15 protein-coding genes are annotated in these 17700 nt (G+C 67.4%); 11 read left to right on the forward strand and 4 right to left on the reverse strand.

All coding sequences use genetic code 11. The features are described 5' to 3' along the window. Positions 1–40 precede the first annotated feature (40 nt). Complete coding sequence (locus G6N20_RS00330; RefSeq protein ID WP_083050201.1) at positions 41–1225, forward strand: glycosyltransferase family 4 protein; 1185 nt, start codon at positions 41–43, stop codon at positions 1223–1225. Further along, entirely contained in the window at positions 1222–3348 is a 2127-nt protein-coding gene (locus tag G6N20_RS00335) for an amylo-alpha-1,6-glucosidase (RefSeq protein ID WP_083050203.1), read from the forward strand. Before G6N20_RS00330 ends, G6N20_RS00335 begins: the two co-directional genes overlap by 4 nt. Positions 3349–3374: 26 nt before the next feature. Here the strand turns inward: G6N20_RS00335 and G6N20_RS00340 are convergent, their stop codons facing one another. After that, positions 3375–5045 (reverse strand): FAD-binding dehydrogenase, encoded by a 1671-nt coding sequence (locus G6N20_RS00340; protein ID WP_083050206.1) that lies wholly within the window; start codon positions 5043–5045, stop codon positions 3375–3377. A 91-nt stretch (positions 5046–5136) separates the two neighbouring features. Here G6N20_RS00340 and G6N20_RS00345 point away from each other — a divergent pair, with 91 nt between their 5' ends. Further along, positions 5137–5751, forward strand: coding sequence for a TetR/AcrR family transcriptional regulator (locus G6N20_RS00345; RefSeq protein ID WP_083050209.1), 615 nt, complete (start codon positions 5137–5139; stop codon positions 5749–5751). A gap of 400 nt (positions 5752–6151) precedes the next feature. Here G6N20_RS00345 and G6N20_RS00350 read toward each other — a convergent pair whose 3' ends face one another. Continuing rightward, positions 6152–7633: a carboxyl transferase domain-containing protein gene (locus tag G6N20_RS00350; protein ID WP_083050211.1), complete on the reverse strand. Its 1482-nt coding sequence runs from the start codon at positions 7631–7633 to the stop codon at positions 6152–6154. A 27-nt stretch (positions 7634–7660) separates the two neighbouring features. Between G6N20_RS00350 and G6N20_RS00355 the strand changes: the two genes are divergently transcribed. The 8 genes from G6N20_RS00355 to G6N20_RS00390 all read left to right on the forward strand — a co-directional run bounded on the left by G6N20_RS00355 (position 7661) and on the right by G6N20_RS00390 (position 15700). Then, positions 7661–8392, forward strand: a complete 732-nt coding sequence (locus tag G6N20_RS00355; protein WP_083050214.1) for an enoyl-CoA hydratase — start codon at positions 7661–7663, stop codon at positions 8390–8392. Positions 8393–8398: 6 nt separating this feature from the next. After that, positions 8399–9520 (forward strand): MBL fold metallo-hydrolase, encoded by a 1122-nt coding sequence (locus G6N20_RS00360; protein WP_083050216.1) that lies wholly within the window; start codon positions 8399–8401, stop codon positions 9518–9520. Between the two features lie 75 nt (positions 9521–9595). Next, entirely contained in the window at positions 9596–11179 is a 1584-nt protein-coding gene (locus G6N20_RS00365; protein ID WP_083050218.1) for a serine hydrolase, read from the forward strand. Continuing rightward, on the forward strand, positions 11179–13557 hold the full coding sequence (locus G6N20_RS00370; RefSeq protein WP_372516279.1) for a cation-translocating P-type ATPase: 2379 nt from the start codon (positions 11179–11181) through the stop codon (positions 13555–13557). Before G6N20_RS00365 ends, G6N20_RS00370 begins: the two co-directional genes overlap by 1 nt. A 142-nt stretch (positions 13558–13699) precedes the next feature. Next, positions 13700–13867 (forward strand): antitoxin, encoded by a 168-nt coding sequence (locus G6N20_RS00375; RefSeq protein WP_142272123.1) that lies wholly within the window; start codon positions 13700–13702, stop codon positions 13865–13867. 4 nt (positions 13868–13871) lie between these two features. Continuing rightward, a complete protein-coding gene (locus G6N20_RS00380) occupies positions 13872–14318 on the forward strand; it encodes a type II toxin-antitoxin system Rv0910 family toxin (RefSeq protein ID WP_083050223.1) in 447 nt (148 codons plus the stop codon). A 69-nt stretch (positions 14319–14387) separates the two neighbouring features. Then, positions 14388–15161 carry a VOC family protein gene (locus G6N20_RS00385; RefSeq protein WP_083050250.1) on the forward strand — a complete coding sequence of 258 codons (774 nt, stop codon included), beginning with the start codon at positions 14388–14390 and terminating at the stop codon, positions 15159–15161. A 104-nt stretch (positions 15162–15265) separates the two neighbouring features. After that, positions 15266–15700, forward strand: coding sequence for a hypothetical protein (locus G6N20_RS00390; protein ID WP_083050225.1), 435 nt, complete (start codon positions 15266–15268; stop codon positions 15698–15700). A gap of 5 nt (positions 15701–15705) precedes the next feature. Here G6N20_RS00390 and G6N20_RS00395 read toward each other — a convergent pair whose 3' ends face one another. Next, the gene (locus G6N20_RS00395; protein ID WP_083050253.1) at positions 15706–16188 is read right to left on the reverse strand and encodes a VOC family protein; all 483 of its coding nucleotides are present in this window, start codon (positions 16186–16188) and stop codon (positions 15706–15708) included. Positions 16189–16190: 2 nt separating this feature from the next. Continuing rightward, positions 16191–17699 (reverse strand): carotenoid oxygenase family protein, encoded by a 1509-nt coding sequence (locus tag G6N20_RS00400; protein WP_083050228.1) that lies wholly within the window; start codon positions 17697–17699, stop codon positions 16191–16193. Between the last annotated feature and the right edge of the window lies 1 nt (position 17700).

Consider the following 17700-nt stretch of genomic DNA (forward strand, 5'->3'; position numbering starts at 1 on the left):
TGCTAACGCGTGTGATGGATGGACAAGGAGGGAAACGTCAATGCGCGGTGCTGATTTCGTCTTACCAACCGATCCGGACCACGGCCGTTCCATCCGGATCGTGCTGGTCGCCCCGCCGTACTTTGACATACCACCCAATGGCTATGGCGGGGTGGAGGCCGTGGTCGCCGACCTCGCCGACACGCTGGTCGACCGCGGCCACCAGGTCACCGTCTTGGGCGCGGGCGAATCCGCAACCGCGGCCCGATTCATCCCGCTGTGGGATCGTGCGATACCCCATCGGCTGGGCGAGCCCTATCCGGAAATCATGCACGCGCTGAAGGTACGCAGCGCCATCGTCCGGATCGCCGCGGTCGACGGCGTCGACGTGGTCCATGACCACACCTTTGCCGGCCCGATGAACGCGCCGGCCTACCGTGCGCTGGGGGTGCCGACGGTGGTGACCGTGCACGGCCCGATCGATGACGACTTGTATCCGTATTACCGGGAACTTAGCGACGGTGTCGGTCTGGTCGCCATCAGCGACCGCCAGCAGGAGCTGGCCCCCGACCTGAATTGGATTGGGCGCGTCCACAACGCGTTGCGGCTCGACGACTGGCCGTTGCAGACGGAAAAGCATGAGTATGCCCTGTTTCTGGGCCGGTTCGCGCCGTATAAGGGCGCTCATCTGGCCCTCCAGGCCGCCCATCGGGCGGGGATCCCGTTGGTCCTGGCCGGAAAATGCAACGAGCCCGCGGAGAAGGCGTATTTCGAGGACCGCGTGCGACCGCTGCTCACCGCAAACGACCACGTGTTTGGTGAGGCCGATGCCGTCAGCAAGCGCAAACTGTTGGCCGGCGCGCGTTGTCTGCTGTTCCCCGTTCAATGGGAGGAGCCGTTCGGAATCGTCATGATCGAAGCGATGGCCTGCGGTACACCGGTGGTCGCATTGCGCGGTGGTGCCGTCCCCGAGGTGATCGTGCACGGCGTGTCTGGCCTGGTGTGCGATCGGGTGGACGAGCTGCCCGCCGCCATCGAGCGGGCGCGGACACTGGATCCGCATGCCTGCCGGCGCCATGTTGCCACGAATTTCGAGGTGGCGCAGTTCGGTTCGGCGTACGAGCAGATCTACCGCAAGGTCCTGCACCAACCGTCCGGTGGCCGGTGGGTATCGACCAGAGGTGTCGTCAATAGTCTCGAGCAGGGCGCCCGCGCCGCTGACCTCGGGCAGAAGGCCAGCGCGTGACCGTTCCGACCGCGTTCAACAGCGGCGCGCCGGCCCGCATCGGTGCGGGCAGCGACACCGTGACCCTGGTCGAGGGTGCCACGTTCTGCCTGTCCAACCGTCACGGCGACATCGCGGTCGGCACCCCGCACGGGCTGTTTTTCCGGGATGCGCGGGTGTTGTCGCGATGGGAGCTTCGGGTGGACGGCCAGGTCGCGGAGTCGCTGTCCGTCGAGTCGGCGGAGGCGTTCGCTGCCCAGTTCATTCTGCGCCGCGCGCCGCGCTCGGGGCTGGTGGAGAGCACACTGCTGGTGGTCCGGGAGCGGCTGGTCGCCGACGGGCTGCGGGAGACCATTTCGTTGCACAACCTGGACAAGGAGAGCACGGTGGTCTCCCTCGAACTGCACGTCGACGCCGATTTCGCCGACCTGTTCGCGGTCAAGGAGGGGCGGGCGCCGCTGGCGGGCGCCGACATGACGGTGGCCGATGGCGAGCTGGTGCTGCGCGGGCGAACAGACTCGGTACGCGGCCTGACGGTGGCCGCGACCGGCGATCCGGTCGTGGTGCCCGGCTCGCTGAACTGGCGGGTGCTGGTTCCGCCCGGCGAACGCTGGCAAACCGAGATCATGGTGCAGCCGACGTGGGCGAATCACAAGATCCGAACCCGCTTTCCCCGCGGCGAGAACGTCGAGTTCAGCGCTCCGGCCCTCAAGATCGAGGCCTGGCGCGACACCGCGACCACGGTCGAAACCGACCATGGCGTGCTGGCCCGGGTGCTGCGGCAAACCGAAAGTGATCTGGGGGCGTTGCTGATTCACGACGACGACGGTCATAGCCGGCCGTTTGTCGCCGCCGGGGCGCCCTGGTTCATGACGCTGTTCGGCCGCGACAGCTTGCTGACCGCGTGGATGGCCCTGCCCCTGGACGTGGGTCTGGCGGTCGGGACGCTGCGCCAGCTCGCGGATGTGCAGGGACGGCGGGTCGACCCGGTCACCGAGGAACAGCCGGGGCGGATCATGCACGAAATCCGCCGCGGTCCGGCCAGCGTCGATGTGCTGGGCGGCAGCATCTACTACGGCTCGATCGACGCCACGCCGCTGTTCGTGATGCTGCTGGCTGAAAGTTGGCGGTGGGGCGCCGACGAGGCGGCGGTCCGGTCGTTACTGCCTGCCGCCGACGCGGCGCTGACCTGGGCGGTACGGTACGGCGACCGCGATGGCGATGGCTTGGTCGAATACCAGCGCGCCACCGACCGCGGACTGGTCAACCAGGGCTGGAAGGACAGCTTCAACGGGGTCAACGACGCCGCAGGTCGGCTCGCCGACCCGCCGATCGCGCTGTGCGAGGTGCAGGGTTACCTGTACGCGGCCCTGCTGTCGCGGGCCGAACTCGCCGAGGCGCTCGGGGACGAACGCACCGCGGCGCGGTTGCGTGAGCGTGCGCACGCGTTGCGGACCAAGTTCCTCGACGCATTCTGGCTGCCGCAGGATGGCTGGTATGCGATCGCGCTGGATGGACGCAAGCGCCCGGTCGACGCGTTGACCAGCAACGTCGGCCACTGCTTGTGGACGGGCATCGCCACCGATGAACACGCTGCGGCCATCGTGGAGCGGCTCGCCGGTGCCGAGATGGACTCCGGATTCGGGTTGCGCACGCTGGCCACCACCATGGGCGCATACAACCCGATGAGCTACCACAACGGCTCGGTGTGGCCACATGACACCGCGATCGCGGTAGCCGGCCTGCTGCGCTACCGCCACCTGCCCGGCGCCGTGCGGTTGGCCGAACGTCTTGCGACCGGACTTCTTGATGCGGCAACGAGTTTCGGCGGGCGCCTACCCGAGCTGTTCTGTGGATTCCCCCGTTCTCAGTTCGCTTCGCCGGTGCCTTACCCAACGTCGTGCTCACCACAGGCGTGGGCCAGCGCCGCGCCGCTGTTGCTGCTGCGGTCGTTTCTGGGACTTGACCCGAATGTGCCGCATCGCACGCTGTCGGTGTCGCCGCACTTACCGACGGAGTGGGGCCGGATCGCGTTGACCAATCTGCGGCTGGGCGGTGCGACCGTACATTTGGAAGCCGAGGGTCAGGCCGTCAAGACGCACGGTCTGGGCGACGATTGGCAGCTGCTGACGCCTGCCAGCTAAGACGGTGTCACGACCGCGGGCGGCGATTAGAGGGCGTCGGCCGCGGCGCGGCCGGCGGCGCGTCCGGAGAAGATGCAGCCACCCAGGAAGGTGCCTTCCAGCGCGTTGTAGCCGTGCACGCCGCCGCCGCCGAACCCGGCGACCTCGCCGGCGGCATACAGGCCGGGAATGGGTTGGCCGTCGGCGCCCAGGGCGCGGGAGTCAAGGTCGGTCTGGATGCCGCCCAACGTTTTCCGGGTCAGGATGTGCAGCCGCACGCCGATCAGTGGTCCGGCGGCGGGGTCGAGGATGCGGTGCGGGGCGGCCACCCGGCCGAGCCGGTCGCTGAGCGATGCCCGCGCGTTGCGGATGCCCTGCACCTGCACGTCCTTGCAGAACGGGTTGTCCACCTGCAGATCCCGGGCGTAGATCTGCGCGCGAATCTTTGCCGGGTCCAGCAGGGGTTCGTCGGTCAGGCCGTTCATCAGCCCGACGAGTTCTTCGATGGTGTCGGCAACCACGAAGTCGACGCCGCGAGCCTTGAATGCCTCGACGGGAGCGGGGGCGTTTCTGTTCAAGAATCGTTCCTGCACCAGGGCCAGCAGGTTCTTGGACGTGATGTCGGGGTTTTGCTCCGAGCCGGACAGGGCGAATTCCTTCTCGATGATTTTTTGGGTCAGGATGAACCAGGAGTGGCTGTATTGCGCGATGTCGGGGGTGGTGCGCAGATAGCGCAGGGTGCCCAAGGTGTCGTAGCCGGGCAGGTACGGCGCCGGCAGCCGGCGGCCCAGCGCGTCGAACCACATGGACGACGGGCCGGGAATGATCCGGATGGCGTGGTTGGGCCAGATCGGATCCCAATTGATCACGCCCTCGGTGTAGTGCCACATGCGGTCGCGATTGACCAGCCGCACTCCGCTGCCCGCGGCGATGTCGAGCATCCGGCCGTCCACGTAGGCGGGCACGCCGGTGATCATCGAGGCCGGCGGCTTGCCCAGTCGCTGCGGCCAGTAGCGTCGCACCATGTCGTGGTTGCCGCCAATGCCCCCGGTGGCGATGATCACCGCCTGCGCCGAAAGCTCGAACTCGCCGACCTCATCCCGGTTGGACGGTGCGCCGCGCACCGCGTCGTCGGGGGCCAGCACCGCGCCTTTGACCCCGGTGGCCGCGCCGTCGGTAAAGACCAGTTCGTCGACGCGGTGGCGGTGATAGAACGTCACCTGCTGGCGGGTCGCGCTCTCCCGGGCCGAGTCCGCGAACGGCTCCACCACCCCGGTGCCGGTGCCCCAGGAGACATGGAAACGCGGGACCGAATTGCCGTGTCCGTCGGCGCGCAAATCGCCGCGCTCACCCCAGCCCACCGTGGGCAAAAACCGGATGCCCCGTTCGGTCAGGTAGGCGCGTTTCTCCCCGGCGGCGAACTCCACATAGGCGCGCGCCCACTTCGCGGCCCAGAAGTCTTCATCGTCGAGCCGGTCGAATGCCGCACTTCCCGACCAGTCGTTCCAGGCCAATTCGAACGAGTCTTTGATCCCCATACGACGCTGCTCGACGCTGTCCACGAGAAAGATCCCGCCGAACGACCAGAAGGCCTGGCCGCCCAGGTTGGCCTCGTTCTCCTGATCGATCACCGCGACCTTCTTACCGCGGCGGGTCAGCTCGTGGGTGGCGACCAGACCGGCCAAACCTCCACCCACCACGATGACATCGGCGTCCATGCGACGGCCTTCCTATACTGGTGTCCAAACCTACGTATCCGATGCAGTAATGTATCAACTGCGGTCATAAGTTGGGGAAGGGTTACCGAAGATGACAGCGGCAGCCACCACGTCGGCCAAGCCGGTGCGGGTGACCAAGCGCCGCGCCGAAACCCGTGCACGGCTGATCGACGCAGCGTTTAAGGTGTTCGCCGACAAGGGATTCGGGCACGTGCGCATCGAGGACGTGTGTGTGGCCGCCGGTTACACCCGCGGGGCGTTCTACTCTCAGTTCGAGAGCCTCGAGGAGCTGTTCTTCATCCTCTACGACCAGTGGGCCCTGCGCACCGCCGAGCAGCTCCGCAGCGCCATGGAGGGAACTGACCCGGTCAACGACCTGTCCGGGGTCATCCAGCGGATCGTGGAAACGCTGTTGCTCGAGCGCGACTGGCTGCTCATCAAGATGGACTTCGTGATGTATGCCGCCCGCAACCCCGAGCTGGCCCAACGGTGGGAGCTGCACCGCGCACAACTGCGAGCCGTCATCGAAGAGCGGCTCACCGCCTCCGGGATCGAGCGGTACCAGTCGATCGACACCGCCGCCGAAACCGCCCGCGCCGTCATCGCCGTCTATGACGGGGTCAGCATCCAACTGCTGCTTGATCACGACCAGAGCGCGGCTCGCGCCTGGCTCACGCGACTGCTCAACGTCGTGCTGACCCACTAAGCTGAGGCGGGCCTGCACCGATCGTGGCCGCTTTGTCGGCCATTATCGGTCATGATCGGTGCCGGGAACGGTCTGACGGGGGGCGGGTGCGCCTGATGGCAGCATCGGCAACATCGGTCACGGCCACGCCGGCGCGGGTGAGCAAGCGTCGCGCGGCGGGAATCGCGTGTCCTGTGTTTCGCCCAGCTGGGCCACGTGATCGTCGATCGTCGCCCGCCGAACGTGCGACCATGGCGGCATCGCCCGGCGTGTCGCCGCCACCAGTGCACGCTCGACGCAGGCCGGTGCACGCTCGACACGGGGTTAGGGATTACTCATTCGGGTGGGCGCATCGCATGTCCGTGCCGTGCCGGAACGCGTGAGGCGGGTGAGAACCTACGCGAGAGCCCACCAACAGGCCCTAAGTGCCGCGCGGCAGCCCGATGCTGCGGTAGCGGCGCAACCGGGCGGCCATGCGCGCGGCGTCGGGAACACCGCGCAACGCATGCAGCTCGGCGGCTATGACGCTGGAGAGCCGTCGGGAGAACTCGACCGGTTCGTCGGCGGCGTCCGGACACTCCGCCACGATGGCATCGATGATCCCGGACGCCAGCAGGTCGGCCGATCGGATCCCTTGCGCCGCAGCGAGTTCCGCGGCGTGCGTGGTGTCTCGGTACACGATGGCGCTGGCTCCCTCCGGCGGCAGCGGCGCCAGCCACCCGTGCAGTGCGGCCAGCACCCGGTCGGCGGGCACCATCGCCAGCGCGGGCCCACCGCTGCCCTGGCCCAACAGCACCGACACCGTCGGGGTATCCAGCGTGACCAGCTCGGCCAGGCATTGGGCGATCTGGCCGGCCAGCCCGCCCTGTTCGGCCTCGGCCGACAACGCGGGGCCGGCGGTGTCGATGACCAGCACCAGCGGCAGGCGTAACTCGGCGGCCAGGGCCATGCCGCGGCGGGCCGCCCGCAGCGACGCGGGCCCCACCGTCCTGCCGACGACCCGCTGTTGGCCGAGGACCACCGCGGGTTGGCCGCCAAAGCGGGCCAGCGCCAACAGCGTGGCCGCCGCCTCGCCGAGGCCGGTTCCGGACAGCAGCACCAGGTCGGTGGCGCCGTGCCGCAGCAGATGCGCGACGTCGGGCCGATCCGACCGGCGCGACGCCAGCACCGAGTCCCATGCCGGCACATCGGGCACCGGATCGGGTGGCGGGGCTGGCGGCAACGGCTCCGGATCGTCGGCGATCACCGTCAACGCCCGATCCAGCGTCGCCCTCAGCCCCGCCAGCGCGACGACGCCGTCGATCACCCCGTGGCGCTGCAGGTTCTCCGCGGTCTGGACGCCCGGCGGGAAGGGTTCGCCGTAGAGCAGCTCATAGACCCGGGGGCCAAGAAACCCGATCAGGGCGCCGGGCTCGGCGAGGGTGACATGGCCCAGCGAGCCCCACGACGCGAAAACCCCGCCGGTGGTGGGATGGCGTAGGTAGACCAGGTACGGCAGGTGTGCCCGTTTGTGGAGTTGCACGGCGGCGGCGATCTTGACCATCTGCAGAAACGCGACGGTGCCCTCCTGCATGCGGGTGCCACCAGAACTCGCCGATGCCAGCAGCGGCAGCCGTTCGGCGGTCGCGCGCTGCACCGCGGCGGTGATTCGTTCGGCGGCCGCGACCCCGATCGAGCCGCCCAGGAAGCCGAATTCGCAGACCACCACCGCCACCCGGCGCCCGAACACGCGGCCCTCGCCGGTCAGCACCGATTCGTCCAGGCCGGTGGCGGTCCGGGCCGCGGCCAGCTCCCGCGCATAGGACTCGGTTGCCGGGATGACCAGCGGTTCGTCGTCCCAGCTGATGAAGGACCCGTCGTCCAGCACCGCGTCTCGTAGCTGGTTGGTCGTGATGCGACTCACGCGACGAGGCTATATATCCTGGCCCCCATGATCGGTATCACCCGGGCCGAAGCCGTGATGACCATTGAGCTGCAGCGCCCCGAGCGCCGCAACGCCCTGAATTCCCAGCTCGTCGAGGAGCTGCGGGAAGCCGTGCTCAAAGCCGGTGACGGGTCGACCCGCGCGATCGTGTTGACCGGCCAGGGCACGGCGTTCTGCGCCGGCGCTGACCTGTCCGGAGACGCGTTCGCCGCCGGCTATCCCGACCGGCTCATCGAACTGCACCGGGTGCTGGATGCGGCTCCGATGCCGATCATCGGCGCCATCAACGGGCCGGCCATCGGGGCCGGCCTGCAGCTGGCCATGCAATGCGACTTGCGGGTCGTTGCGCCGGACGCGTTCTTTCAGTTTCCGACGTCGAAATACGGTCTGGCGCTGGATAACTGGAGCATCCGCCGGCTGTCCTCGCTGGTTGGTCACGGGCGGGCCCGCGCGATGCTGCTGACCGCGGAGAAGCTGACGGCCGACATGGCGCTGCACACCGGGATGGCCAACCGGATCGGGACGCTGGCCGACGCGCAGGCCTGGGCCGCCGAGATCGCCGGGCTGGCGCCACTGGCGATTCAGCACGCCAAGCGGGTGCTCAACGACGATGGCGCCATCGAGGAAGCCTTGGCGATCCACAAGGAGCTCTTCGACAAGGCCTGGTCCAGCCAGGATGTCATCGAGGCACAGGTCGCCCGGATGGAAAAGCGACCACCGAGGTTCCGGGGGCAGTAGCGGGTCATGCTGCCCCGAGCGCTCCGCTTGGCGGCCGGCGCCGCCTCGTTGGCGGCCGGCGGCTGGCTGGTGCGGGCGCTGCACGGAGCCCCGGCCGCCCTCGGCGCGGATCCCGCCTCGATCCGGCTGGCGTCGGTTGGATCGCCGAACTACCGCGACGGGGTCTTCGTCAACGTTGACCCCGCCTCGTTGTACGTCATGGACCGCGAGCAATTGCGTCTTATCACTTGGGAATTGGTGGGCGCCCGCAACAAACGCCGGCCTGTGGCACCGATTCCGGTGGCCACGCCGCAGATCTACCGAGGCGATGCCGGTCGGCTCGCGGTTTGCTGGTTCGGCCACTCGACGGCGTTGCTGGAAATCGATGGTTACCGCGTGCTCACCGATCCGGTCTGGAGCGACCGGTGCTCGCCCTCGGATGTGGTCGGCCCGCAGCGGCTGCATCCGCCGCCGGTGCAGCTGGAAGGCTTGCCCGCCGTCGACGCGGTCGTGATCAGCCACGACCACTACGACCATCTCGACATGGACACCGTCATCGCGTTGGCGCGCACACAGCGGGCGCCCTTCTTCGTGCCGCTCGGGGTGGGCGCTCACCTGCGGGCGTGGGGCGTACCCGAGGTGCGCATCGTCGAACTGGACTGGAATCAGCGCGCTCAGGTCGACCAGCTCACCGTGATCTGCATGCCGGCGCGCCATTTCTCGGGCCGCTTCTTGCGTCGCAACAACACGCTGTGGGCGTCGTGGGCATTCGTCGGGCCGGAACATCGGGCGTACTTCGGCGGCGACACCGGCTACACCAAGAGCTTTGCCCAGATCGGCGCCGACCACGGGCCGTTCGACCTGACCCTGATGCCCATCGGCGCCTACAACACCGCGTGGCCAGACATCCACATGAACCCCGAAGAGGCCGTCCGGGCGCATTTGGAGGTCACCGATTCAGGCTCGGGGCTGTTGGTGCCGATCCATTGGGGCACGTTCCGGCTGGCACCGCATCCGTGGGCGGAGCCGGTCGAGCGGCTGCTCAAAGCCGCGGACCCGGTGCAGGTCGAGGTGGCGGTGCCGGTACCCGGCCAACGAATTGATCCGGCTGGGCCGTTGCCGTTCGACCCGTGGTGGCGGCGGCTCTGATCGCCGGTGTCCCCGGGTCGCTTGCACCGCACGGCCCGCCGCGGCGCGCATCGTCGCCGGATAGAGTTGGCGGCCATGACCAAACCCGCGGCGACGGCCGCAGTCGTGGTGATGCTGCTGGCGCTGGTCGGATGTGGGCCCAGGCAGCCGGCATCCAGCCCGACGTCGCCTGTGTCCCAAACCCCGCCCAACGAGGTGTCGAGCCTACAGATTCCCGCCGCCCGCATCGACTATGCCATGTCAAAGGTTGACGGCCTGGTCAACGAGCTGATGAAAGATACCGGCATACCGGGCATGGCGGTGGCCATTGTCCGCGGCGGAAACACGGTGTACGCCAAAGGCTTCGGTATCAGGGACGTCAGCAGGGGTGACGGTCCGGACAACCGGGTGGACGCCGACACCGTCTTCCAGCTGGCATCGGTGTCGAAATCGGTCGGTGCCACCGTGGTGGCGCATGAGGTCAGCGCCAACGTCGTCACCTGGGACACACCCGTGGCGTCGAAGCTGCCGTGGTTCGCGCTCAACGACACCTACGTCACCGGCCATGTGACCATCGGCGATCTGTACGCTCATCGCTCCGGGCTGCCCGACCACGCCGGCGACGCGCTGGAGGATCTCGGCTATGACCGTCAGCAGGTGCTGCGGCGGCTGAGGCTGCTGCCGCTGGCACCGTTTCGAATCAGCTACGCCTACACCAACTTTGGGGTGACCGCCGCCGCCAGCGCGGTGGCGGCGGCGGCCGGCAAGTCTTGGGAGGACTTGTCCGACGAGGTGCTCTACCGCCCGCTGGGTATGGCCTCCACGAGTTCACGATTCGCTGATTTCCTGGCCAGGCCCAACCATGCGGTCAACCACATCAGGGTCGGCGACAAATGGGTGGCGCGCTTCCAACGTGACCCCGACGCCCAGACGCCCGCGGGCGGAGTGAGCTCGTCGATCAACGACATGGCACGCTGGCTGACCATGGTGCTGGCCAATGGGGTTTACCACGGCCAGCGGATCGCCTCGCCGGAGGCGCTGCTGCCGGCGATTACCCCGCAGGTCATCTCCGCGGCCGCACGGTCGCCGAAGGCACGCGCCGGCTTCTATGGTTACGGGTTCAACGTCTCGGTGAACGCGGCCGGCCGCACCCAGTACGGCCATTCCGGCGGTTTCGCGATGGGGGCCGCGACCAACTTCGCGGTCTTGCCCTCCGAAGACATCGGCATCATCGCGTTGACCAATGCCGCGCCGTACGGTGCGCCGGAGACGCTGACTGCGCAATTCCTGGATCTGCTGCAATACGGCCAAGTGCGCGAGGACTGGGCCAGCCTGTACCGCCAGCAGTTGGCCCCATTGAACGACGCGCAGGGCTCGCTGGTCGGTAAGCCGCCGCCGGTCAGCCCCCTGCCGGCCAGACCGCTCGGCGACTACGTCGGCGTCTATGCGAACGACTATTGGGGTCCGGCCACGGTGACCGAACACGACGGCCGGCTGCAACTGTCGCTGGGGCCCAAGAACCAATTGTTCGATTTGACGCACTGGGACGGCGACACCTTCACCTTCACGTTGTCCACCGAAAACGCCCCACCCGGTACGATTTCCACGGCAACCTTCGCCGGCAACACGCTCAACCTGGAATACTTCGACGCCGACAAGCTGGGAACGTTCACCCGATGATGGCGGCCACCGGCTTGACCGATGCCGAAGTGGCACAACGGGTGGCCGACGGCAAAAGCAACGACGTTCCGGAACGAGTCACCCGCAGCATCGCGCAGATCGTCCGGGCCAACGTGTTCACCCGGATCAACGCGATCCTGGGCGTACTGCTGCTCATCGTCTTGTCGACCGGTTCGCTGATCAACGGACTGTTTGGCTTGCTCATCATCGCCAACAGTGTCATCGGCATGGTCCAAGAGATCCGGGCCAAGCAGACGCTGGACAAGTTGGCGATCGTGGGGCAGGCAAAACCCTTGGTGCGCAGGCAATCCGGAACTCGCACGCTGCCTCCTCACGAGGTGGTGCTCGACGACATCATCGAGCTTGGCCCCGGAGATCAGGTTGTCGTCGACGGCGAAGTCCTCGAGCAGGAGAACCTCGAGGTCGACGAGTCCCTGCTGACCGGTGAGGCAGATCCGATCGCCAAAAAAGCCGGCGATGCGGTGATGTCGGGAAGCTTCGTCGTCGCCGGGACCGGCGCGTACCGCGCCAGCAAAGTGGGCCGCGAGGCGTACGCGGCCAAGCTGGCCGCCGAGGCCAGCAAGTTCACTCTGGTCAAATCCGAGCTGCGCAACGGCATTAACCGGATTCTGCAGTTCATCACCTACCTGCTGATACCGGCCGGCTTGCTGACGATTTACACCCAGCTGTTCACCACGCACGCCGGGTGGCAGGAGTCCCTGCTGCGAATGGTGGGTGCGCTGGTGCCGATGGTCCCCGAGGGTTTGGTATTGATGACCTCGATCGCGTTCGCGGTCGGCGTCGTGCGGCTGGGGCAACGACGATGCCTGGTGCAGGAGTTGCCCGCCATCGAGGGACTGGCCCGGGTGGACGTGGTCTGTGCCGACAAGACCGGCACGTTGACCGAGAGCGGCCTGCGGGTCGCCGGCGTCGAAGAACTCGACGCCACGGATCGACCGGAGACCATTGGGGACGTGCTGGCCGCGCTGGCCGGCGCCGACGCACGCCCGAATGCCAGCATGCAAGCGATCGCGGAGGCCTATCCCTCCCCCCCGGGCTGGATTCCCACCGCGACGGCGCCGTTCAAGTCGGCAACCAAGTGGAGCGGCGTGTCCTATCGTGACCACGGTAACTGGGCGATCGGTGCGCCCGACGTGCTGCTCGATCCGGCATCGGCGGCCGCCGAACGGGCCGAGCGGATCGGGGCACACGGATTGCGGGTGCTGTTGTTGGGTGCCGGTGATGTGGCCGTGGACCATCCCGACGCGCCGGGCAAGGTCACCCCGATCGCGCTGGTCGTGCTGGAGCAGAAGGTGCGACCCGATGCCCGTGACACACTGGATTTCTTTGCCGCCCAGAATGTGTCGGTCAAGGTGATCTCCGGCGACAATGCGGTGTCGGTCGGTGCGGTGGCCGGCACCCTCGGCCTGCGCGGCGAGGCGGTAGATGCGCGTCGACTGCCGGCGGAGCCGGCCGAACTGGCCGACACGCTGGATTCGTACACCGTCTTTGGCAGGGTGCGGCCCGATCAGAAACGCGCGATGGTCCATGCCCTGCAGTCGCATGGGCACACGGTGGCGATGACCGGCGACGGGGTGAACGACGTGCTGGCTCTCAAGGATGCCGACATCGGTGTGGCGATGGGCTCGGGCAGCCCGGCGTCGCGCGCGGTTGCACAGATCGTGCTGCTGGACAACAGGTTTGCCACGTTGCCGCATGTGGTCGGCGAGGGTCGCCGGGTGATCGGCAACATCGAGCGGGTCGCCAACCTGTTTCTGACCAAGACGGTGTACTCGGTGCTGCTGGCGGTGCTGGTGGGTGTCGAGTGCCTGATCGCCACACCGATGGGGCGGGACCCCTTGCTGTTTCCGTTCCAGCCGATCCACGTCACCATCGCGGCCTGGTTCACCATCGGAATCCCAGCGTTCATTTTGTCGTTGGCCCCCAACAACGAGCGAGCCTATCCGGGTTTCGTCCGACGAGTCATGACGTATGCGCTGCCGTCCGGACTGGTCGTCGGCGTCGCGACTTTTGTGTCGTACCTGGCGGCGTATCAGGGCCGGCACGCCTCGTGGCAGCAGCAGGACCAAGCGTCCACCGCGGCGCTGATCTCCTTGTTGGTGACCGCGCTCTGGGTGCTGGTGGTGGTGGCGCGCCCCTACCAATGGTGGCGGGTGGCGCTGGTGGTCGCCTCGGGGCTGGCTTACGTGGTGATCTTCAGCCTCCCGCTGGCGCGGGAGAAGTTCCTGCTCGACGTGTCGAATCTGGCGACGACGTCGATCGCGCTGGGGATCGGCCTGGTGGGTGCCGCGGCCATCGAGGCCATGTGGTGGATCCGGGCCGGGATACTCGGCGTCAAACCGCAGGTGTGGCGTTAACGACGTAGTTTCATGTCCCGGATGCGGCGCCAGTGAGGACCCCGATGGCGCCAGCGTGCCGTAAGGGCTCGGTCCGGCCGGGGAGCCCGCGACAAGTAGGGTTCCCGACAGATGCTGAGGATCCCCCGGGGAAGGGTTGAACATGGGAATTCTGGACAAGGCAAGAGACCCGCGGTCACGCATCGTCGACAAGGTCGAGACGGTGATCACCCTGGCGGGTGGGTGCGTCGACGCCCAGGGCAGCTGTTGCGGCAGCACCGTGCCGGAGCAGGCCACGAAGGTCGTCGCCGCCGGCGACCAGCGGGACTGAGCAGATGGCGAAGCTGTCCGGATCCATCGACGTACCGCTGCCGCCGGAGCAAGCCTGGACGCATGCCTCCGATCTGACCCGCTACCGGGAATGGCTGACGATCCACAAGGTGTGGCGCAGCAAGTTGCCCGACGTCTTGGAAAAGGGCACGGTCGTCGAATCGTACGTCGAGGTCAAGGGCATGCCCAACCGGATCAGGTGGACCATCGTGCGGTACCGGCCGCCGGAAGGCATGACGCTCGACGGCGACGGCGTCGGCGGTGTCAAGGTCAAGCTAATCGCCAAGGTCGCACCAAAAGGTGACGGCTCGGTCGTCAGCTTCGACGTACACCTGGGCGGGCCAGCGCTGTTCGGGCCCCTCGGCATGATCGTCGCCGCCGCACTGCGGACTGACATCCGCGAATCGCTGCAGAATTTCGTCAGGGTGTTCGCGCCGGCCCGGCACCGATGAGTTCCCGGCGCGTGAGCGGTCGGTATCGGTGAACCCCGATCCGGGGCCGATACCCACAAGGAGGTCATGGTGCCAACCCGTACCGGTGCGCCACTGGGCGCCCCCTGCTGGATCGACCTGACCACGTCGGACGTCGACCGCGCCCACGATTTCTACGGCACGATATTCGGCTGGACGTTCGAGTCGGCGGGACCCGACTACGGCGGATACGTCAACGCCGCCAAGGATGGCCGCCCCGTCGCCGGTCTGATGGCCAACAATCCGGAGTGGCAGTCGCCGGACTGCTGGACCACCTACTTCCACACCGCCGACGTCGACGCGACCGTGGCCACGTTGACCGCCGCGGGCGGGACGGTCTGCTTGGCTCCCATGGAGGTACCCGCCAAGGGCTTCATGGCCCTGGCGGTCGATCCGTCGGGCGCACCGTTCGGTTTGTGGCAGCCGCTGCAGCACCGCGGCTTCGAGGTGATCGGCGAGGCCGGCGTGCCCGTCTGGCATCAGCTGACGACACGTGACTACCGCGCTGCCATAGACTTCTATCCCCAGGTCCTTGGGTGGCAGCTGGCGCAGATCTCTGATACAGACGAATTCCGTTACAGCACCGGGTCGTTCGGCGATCAGCAGTTGCTCGGTGTGATGGACGGCCACGACATCCTGCCCGACGATGTCCCGTCGCACTGGTGCATCTTCTTTGGCGCCCGAGATGTCGACCAGACGCTGCGGCTGATCACCGACAACGGTGGCGGTGTGCTGCGGCCCGCCGAGGACACCCCGTACGGGCGCCTAGCCGCGGCGACCGACCCGACGGGAGTCGTCTTCAACCTGTCATCGCTGTCCAGCTAGCCCCAGCTAGCCCACAGCTAGCCCGGGCTAGCTGATGGGCTAGCTGCGTGTCATCCGGGCCTGACGCTCGGTCGCGCGGGCCCGAGTCGGCTACTGTCGCAACCATGACCCGCCGCCTGCGCCCCGGTTGGCTGGTGGCGTTGTTCGCCGCGACGGTCTCGGTCAGCGCGTGGCTGCCGTGGCTGGCGACGACGGTCAACGGCGGGGGCTGGGCCAACGCGATCGGGGGCAGCCACGGCAGCCTGGAACTTCCGCGGGGGTTCGGCGCGGGCCAGCTCATCGCCCTGCTGGCCTCGGCGCTGCTGGTCGCTGGGGCGATGGTGGCCCGGGGCCTGTCGGCGCGGATGGCCTCGGTTGCGGCGCTGCTCATTTCGCTGCTGATCGTGGCGCTCACGGTGTTGTACTACAAGCGCAACGTCAACCCGCCGGTGTCGGCCGAATACGGGCTCTACCTCGGTGCGGCCAGCGCGGTGCTTGCGGTGGCGTGCTCGATCTGGGCGGTGGTCGCGGCCGCGTTCGGCCATCCGTCCAAACGCTGAAGCCCTCAGTCCGACGGGAACTCGTGTTGTCCCGACGCGGAGCTGTCGCCGGGCTCGTTGACGCCGTACACGAACGGCGCGAACACGACTTCGCGGCCATCGGGGTCGCGATAGGTGACGGCGCCGGTCGCTTCCCAGTACGGGTGTTGCGCTACCCGTTCGATGGCCGCTTCGTCAAGACGCGCCATCGCCGCTTGCTGGACCTGTTTGTCCGGAAAGTACAGGCACAGTTGCTCATGCTGGTCCACCGCGACGTCGTCGACCGCTTCCACGATTTCCAGCGTCAGGTTCCAGCTGGGCAGGCCGAATATCACACCGTTGCTGCCATAGCTGCCCTCGAACGTCTCGTACAGCGGCAGCCCCACCAGCTCACGGTAAAACCGCACCGTTTCAGCGAAGTTCGATGACCGGCGAGCGAAGCGGATGGCACCGATCGGCGCCAAATGCGGGGGCCAGTGCGTAGTCCGGCGCGCCGAGCCCGGGTACACGGTCACAGCCCGATCGCGCTGGCCGGCGACTCCGCGGTTTGCCAGCGGCGCAACTGCGCACCGGGCACCCACGTCGAATGTGTGCCGCTGGAGATGCGTTCCGGCAGAGCAAGTTTGCACACTGGGCCGTCGCCGACCCGGGCCGCATCGAAGACCAGGCAGTACGAGGCGTCGGCAGCCATGTCGGTGGTGAGGGTGACCAGGTAGCCGTCGTCCTCGGCGGTGCCGCCCACCCGAGGCGCCATCGCGGTCTCGCTGCCATAGACGCCATCCCCGAACCGGTAGTGCTCGTGGTCGCCGGTGAGTAGATCGTGTTTCACCAGTCCGTCGAACAGGAACCAGCCCGGTCTGCCGGTTGCGGCGTAGGTGTAGCGGTAGCGTCTGGCCGCGTAATCGGCGTTGATGGTCCCGAACTCGGTGATGGACTCCGACAGTCGCTCTTCGGACACGGCACCGGTGACCAGGTTGAGCCGCCAGCGGTGCAGCCGGGTCTGCAACCGGTCCAGCGCCAGGAAGCGAAACAGCTTCTCCCACTTGGTTCCACCGGCGTCAAGCGGTTGCGGATCGCCTTCGAAGAAGCCGTCAAGCACGATCTCGTCGCCTTCCTCGTAGGCGTTGGTGAAGTGCAGCACGAACGTCGGATCGGCTTCGAACCAGCGAACGTCGTGGCCCCGGCGGGGCACGACCGCGAACCGAGAGGGAATGTCGGGATAGAAGCGCGGCAGGTGGATGTTGCGCTCGAGCAGCCTGGGGTCCCAGAACAACGGAAAATCATTGAGTATGACGTAGTTTTCGGTGAACGCCATGTCATGCGGCAGTCGAGGTCCGGGGAGTGGAACGTCGACGTAGTGTGCCAGCTCGTTGCTTTGATCGACGATGCCGTAGCGCATGTACGGTTCTTGCTTGCTGTAGCTGAAGAACAGCAGCTCGCCAGTCGTGTTGTCCACCTTGGGATGTGCGGACACGCCCCAGTCGGACGGAAACCGCCCGTTCCAGGTCTCTTTGCCGAGTGTGTTCGCGGAATACGGATCGACCCGGTACAGATCGCCACACTGATAGAAGCTGGTGAGCGCGATGCCCCGGTGGACGATGACGTCGGTGCTCGACGCGTCCTTCATCAGAGTCCGAGCGCCCCAGCCGTTCTCGCGCTTGGCAAATTGCACCGGCTCGGCCAGCCCCGGCCACAGCGGCCCGCCCGCCTCGTTCTCCGCCAGGAAGCCCTCGGTTTGGATGAAGCGGTTGCGGTAGCAGGCCGTGCCGTCGCGGAAGCCAACCACGTGCAGCATGCCGTCGCCGTCGAACGGGTGGTAGGTCTGAAACGCCGGGTGCAGCGGGTTCTCGGTGTTGCGCAGGTAGATGCCGTCGAGGTCGCCGGGGATCTCGCCGTCCACGGCGGTCAGGTCGTCGGCGTCCCACTCCGTCGTCTGCGGTCGCCACGGACCGGTGCGGTAGGGATGATCGTCGTCTTCGGGCAGGGTCGACAGGTACTTGGCGACGATCTTCACGTCCATG

It is taken from the genome of Mycobacterium shinjukuense (assembly GCF_010730055.1).
Lineage (GTDB): Bacteria > Actinomycetota > Actinomycetes > Mycobacteriales > Mycobacteriaceae > Mycobacterium > Mycobacterium shinjukuense.

Excerpts from the sequence above, each read along its gene's own strand:
- G6N20_RS00330 (WP_083050201.1), top strand. The coding sequence starts at position 41 with ATGCGCGGTGCTGATTTCGTCTTACCAACCGATCCGGACCACGGCCGT.
- G6N20_RS00390 (WP_083050225.1), top strand. The coding sequence starts at position 15,266 with ATGACCCGCCGCCTGCGCCCCGGTTGGCTGGTGGCGTTGTTCGCCGCG.
- G6N20_RS00380 (WP_083050223.1), top strand. The coding sequence starts at position 13,872 with ATGGCGAAGCTGTCCGGATCCATCGACGTACCGCTGCCGCCGGAGCAA.
- G6N20_RS00340 (WP_083050206.1), bottom strand. The coding sequence starts at position 5,045 with ATGGACGCCGATGTCATCGTGGTGGGTGGAGGTTTGGCCGGTCTGGTC.
- G6N20_RS00375 (WP_142272123.1), top strand. The coding sequence starts at position 13,700 with ATGGGAATTCTGGACAAGGCAAGAGACCCGCGGTCACGCATCGTCGAC.
- G6N20_RS00355 (WP_083050214.1), top strand. The coding sequence starts at position 7,661 with ATGATCGGTATCACCCGGGCCGAAGCCGTGATGACCATTGAGCTGCAG.
- G6N20_RS00345 (WP_083050209.1), top strand. The coding sequence starts at position 5,137 with ATGACAGCGGCAGCCACCACGTCGGCCAAGCCGGTGCGGGTGACCAAG.
- G6N20_RS00400 (WP_083050228.1), bottom strand. The coding sequence starts at position 17,699 with ATGGACGTGAAGATCGTCGCCAAGTACCTGTCGACCCTGCCCGAAGAC.
- G6N20_RS00370 (WP_372516279.1), top strand. The coding sequence starts at position 11,179 with ATGGCGGCCACCGGCTTGACCGATGCCGAAGTGGCACAACGGGTGGCC.
- G6N20_RS00360 (WP_083050216.1), top strand. The coding sequence starts at position 8,399 with ATGCTGCCCCGAGCGCTCCGCTTGGCGGCCGGCGCCGCCTCGTTGGCG.
- G6N20_RS00365 (WP_083050218.1), top strand. The coding sequence starts at position 9,596 with ATGACCAAACCCGCGGCGACGGCCGCAGTCGTGGTGATGCTGCTGGCG.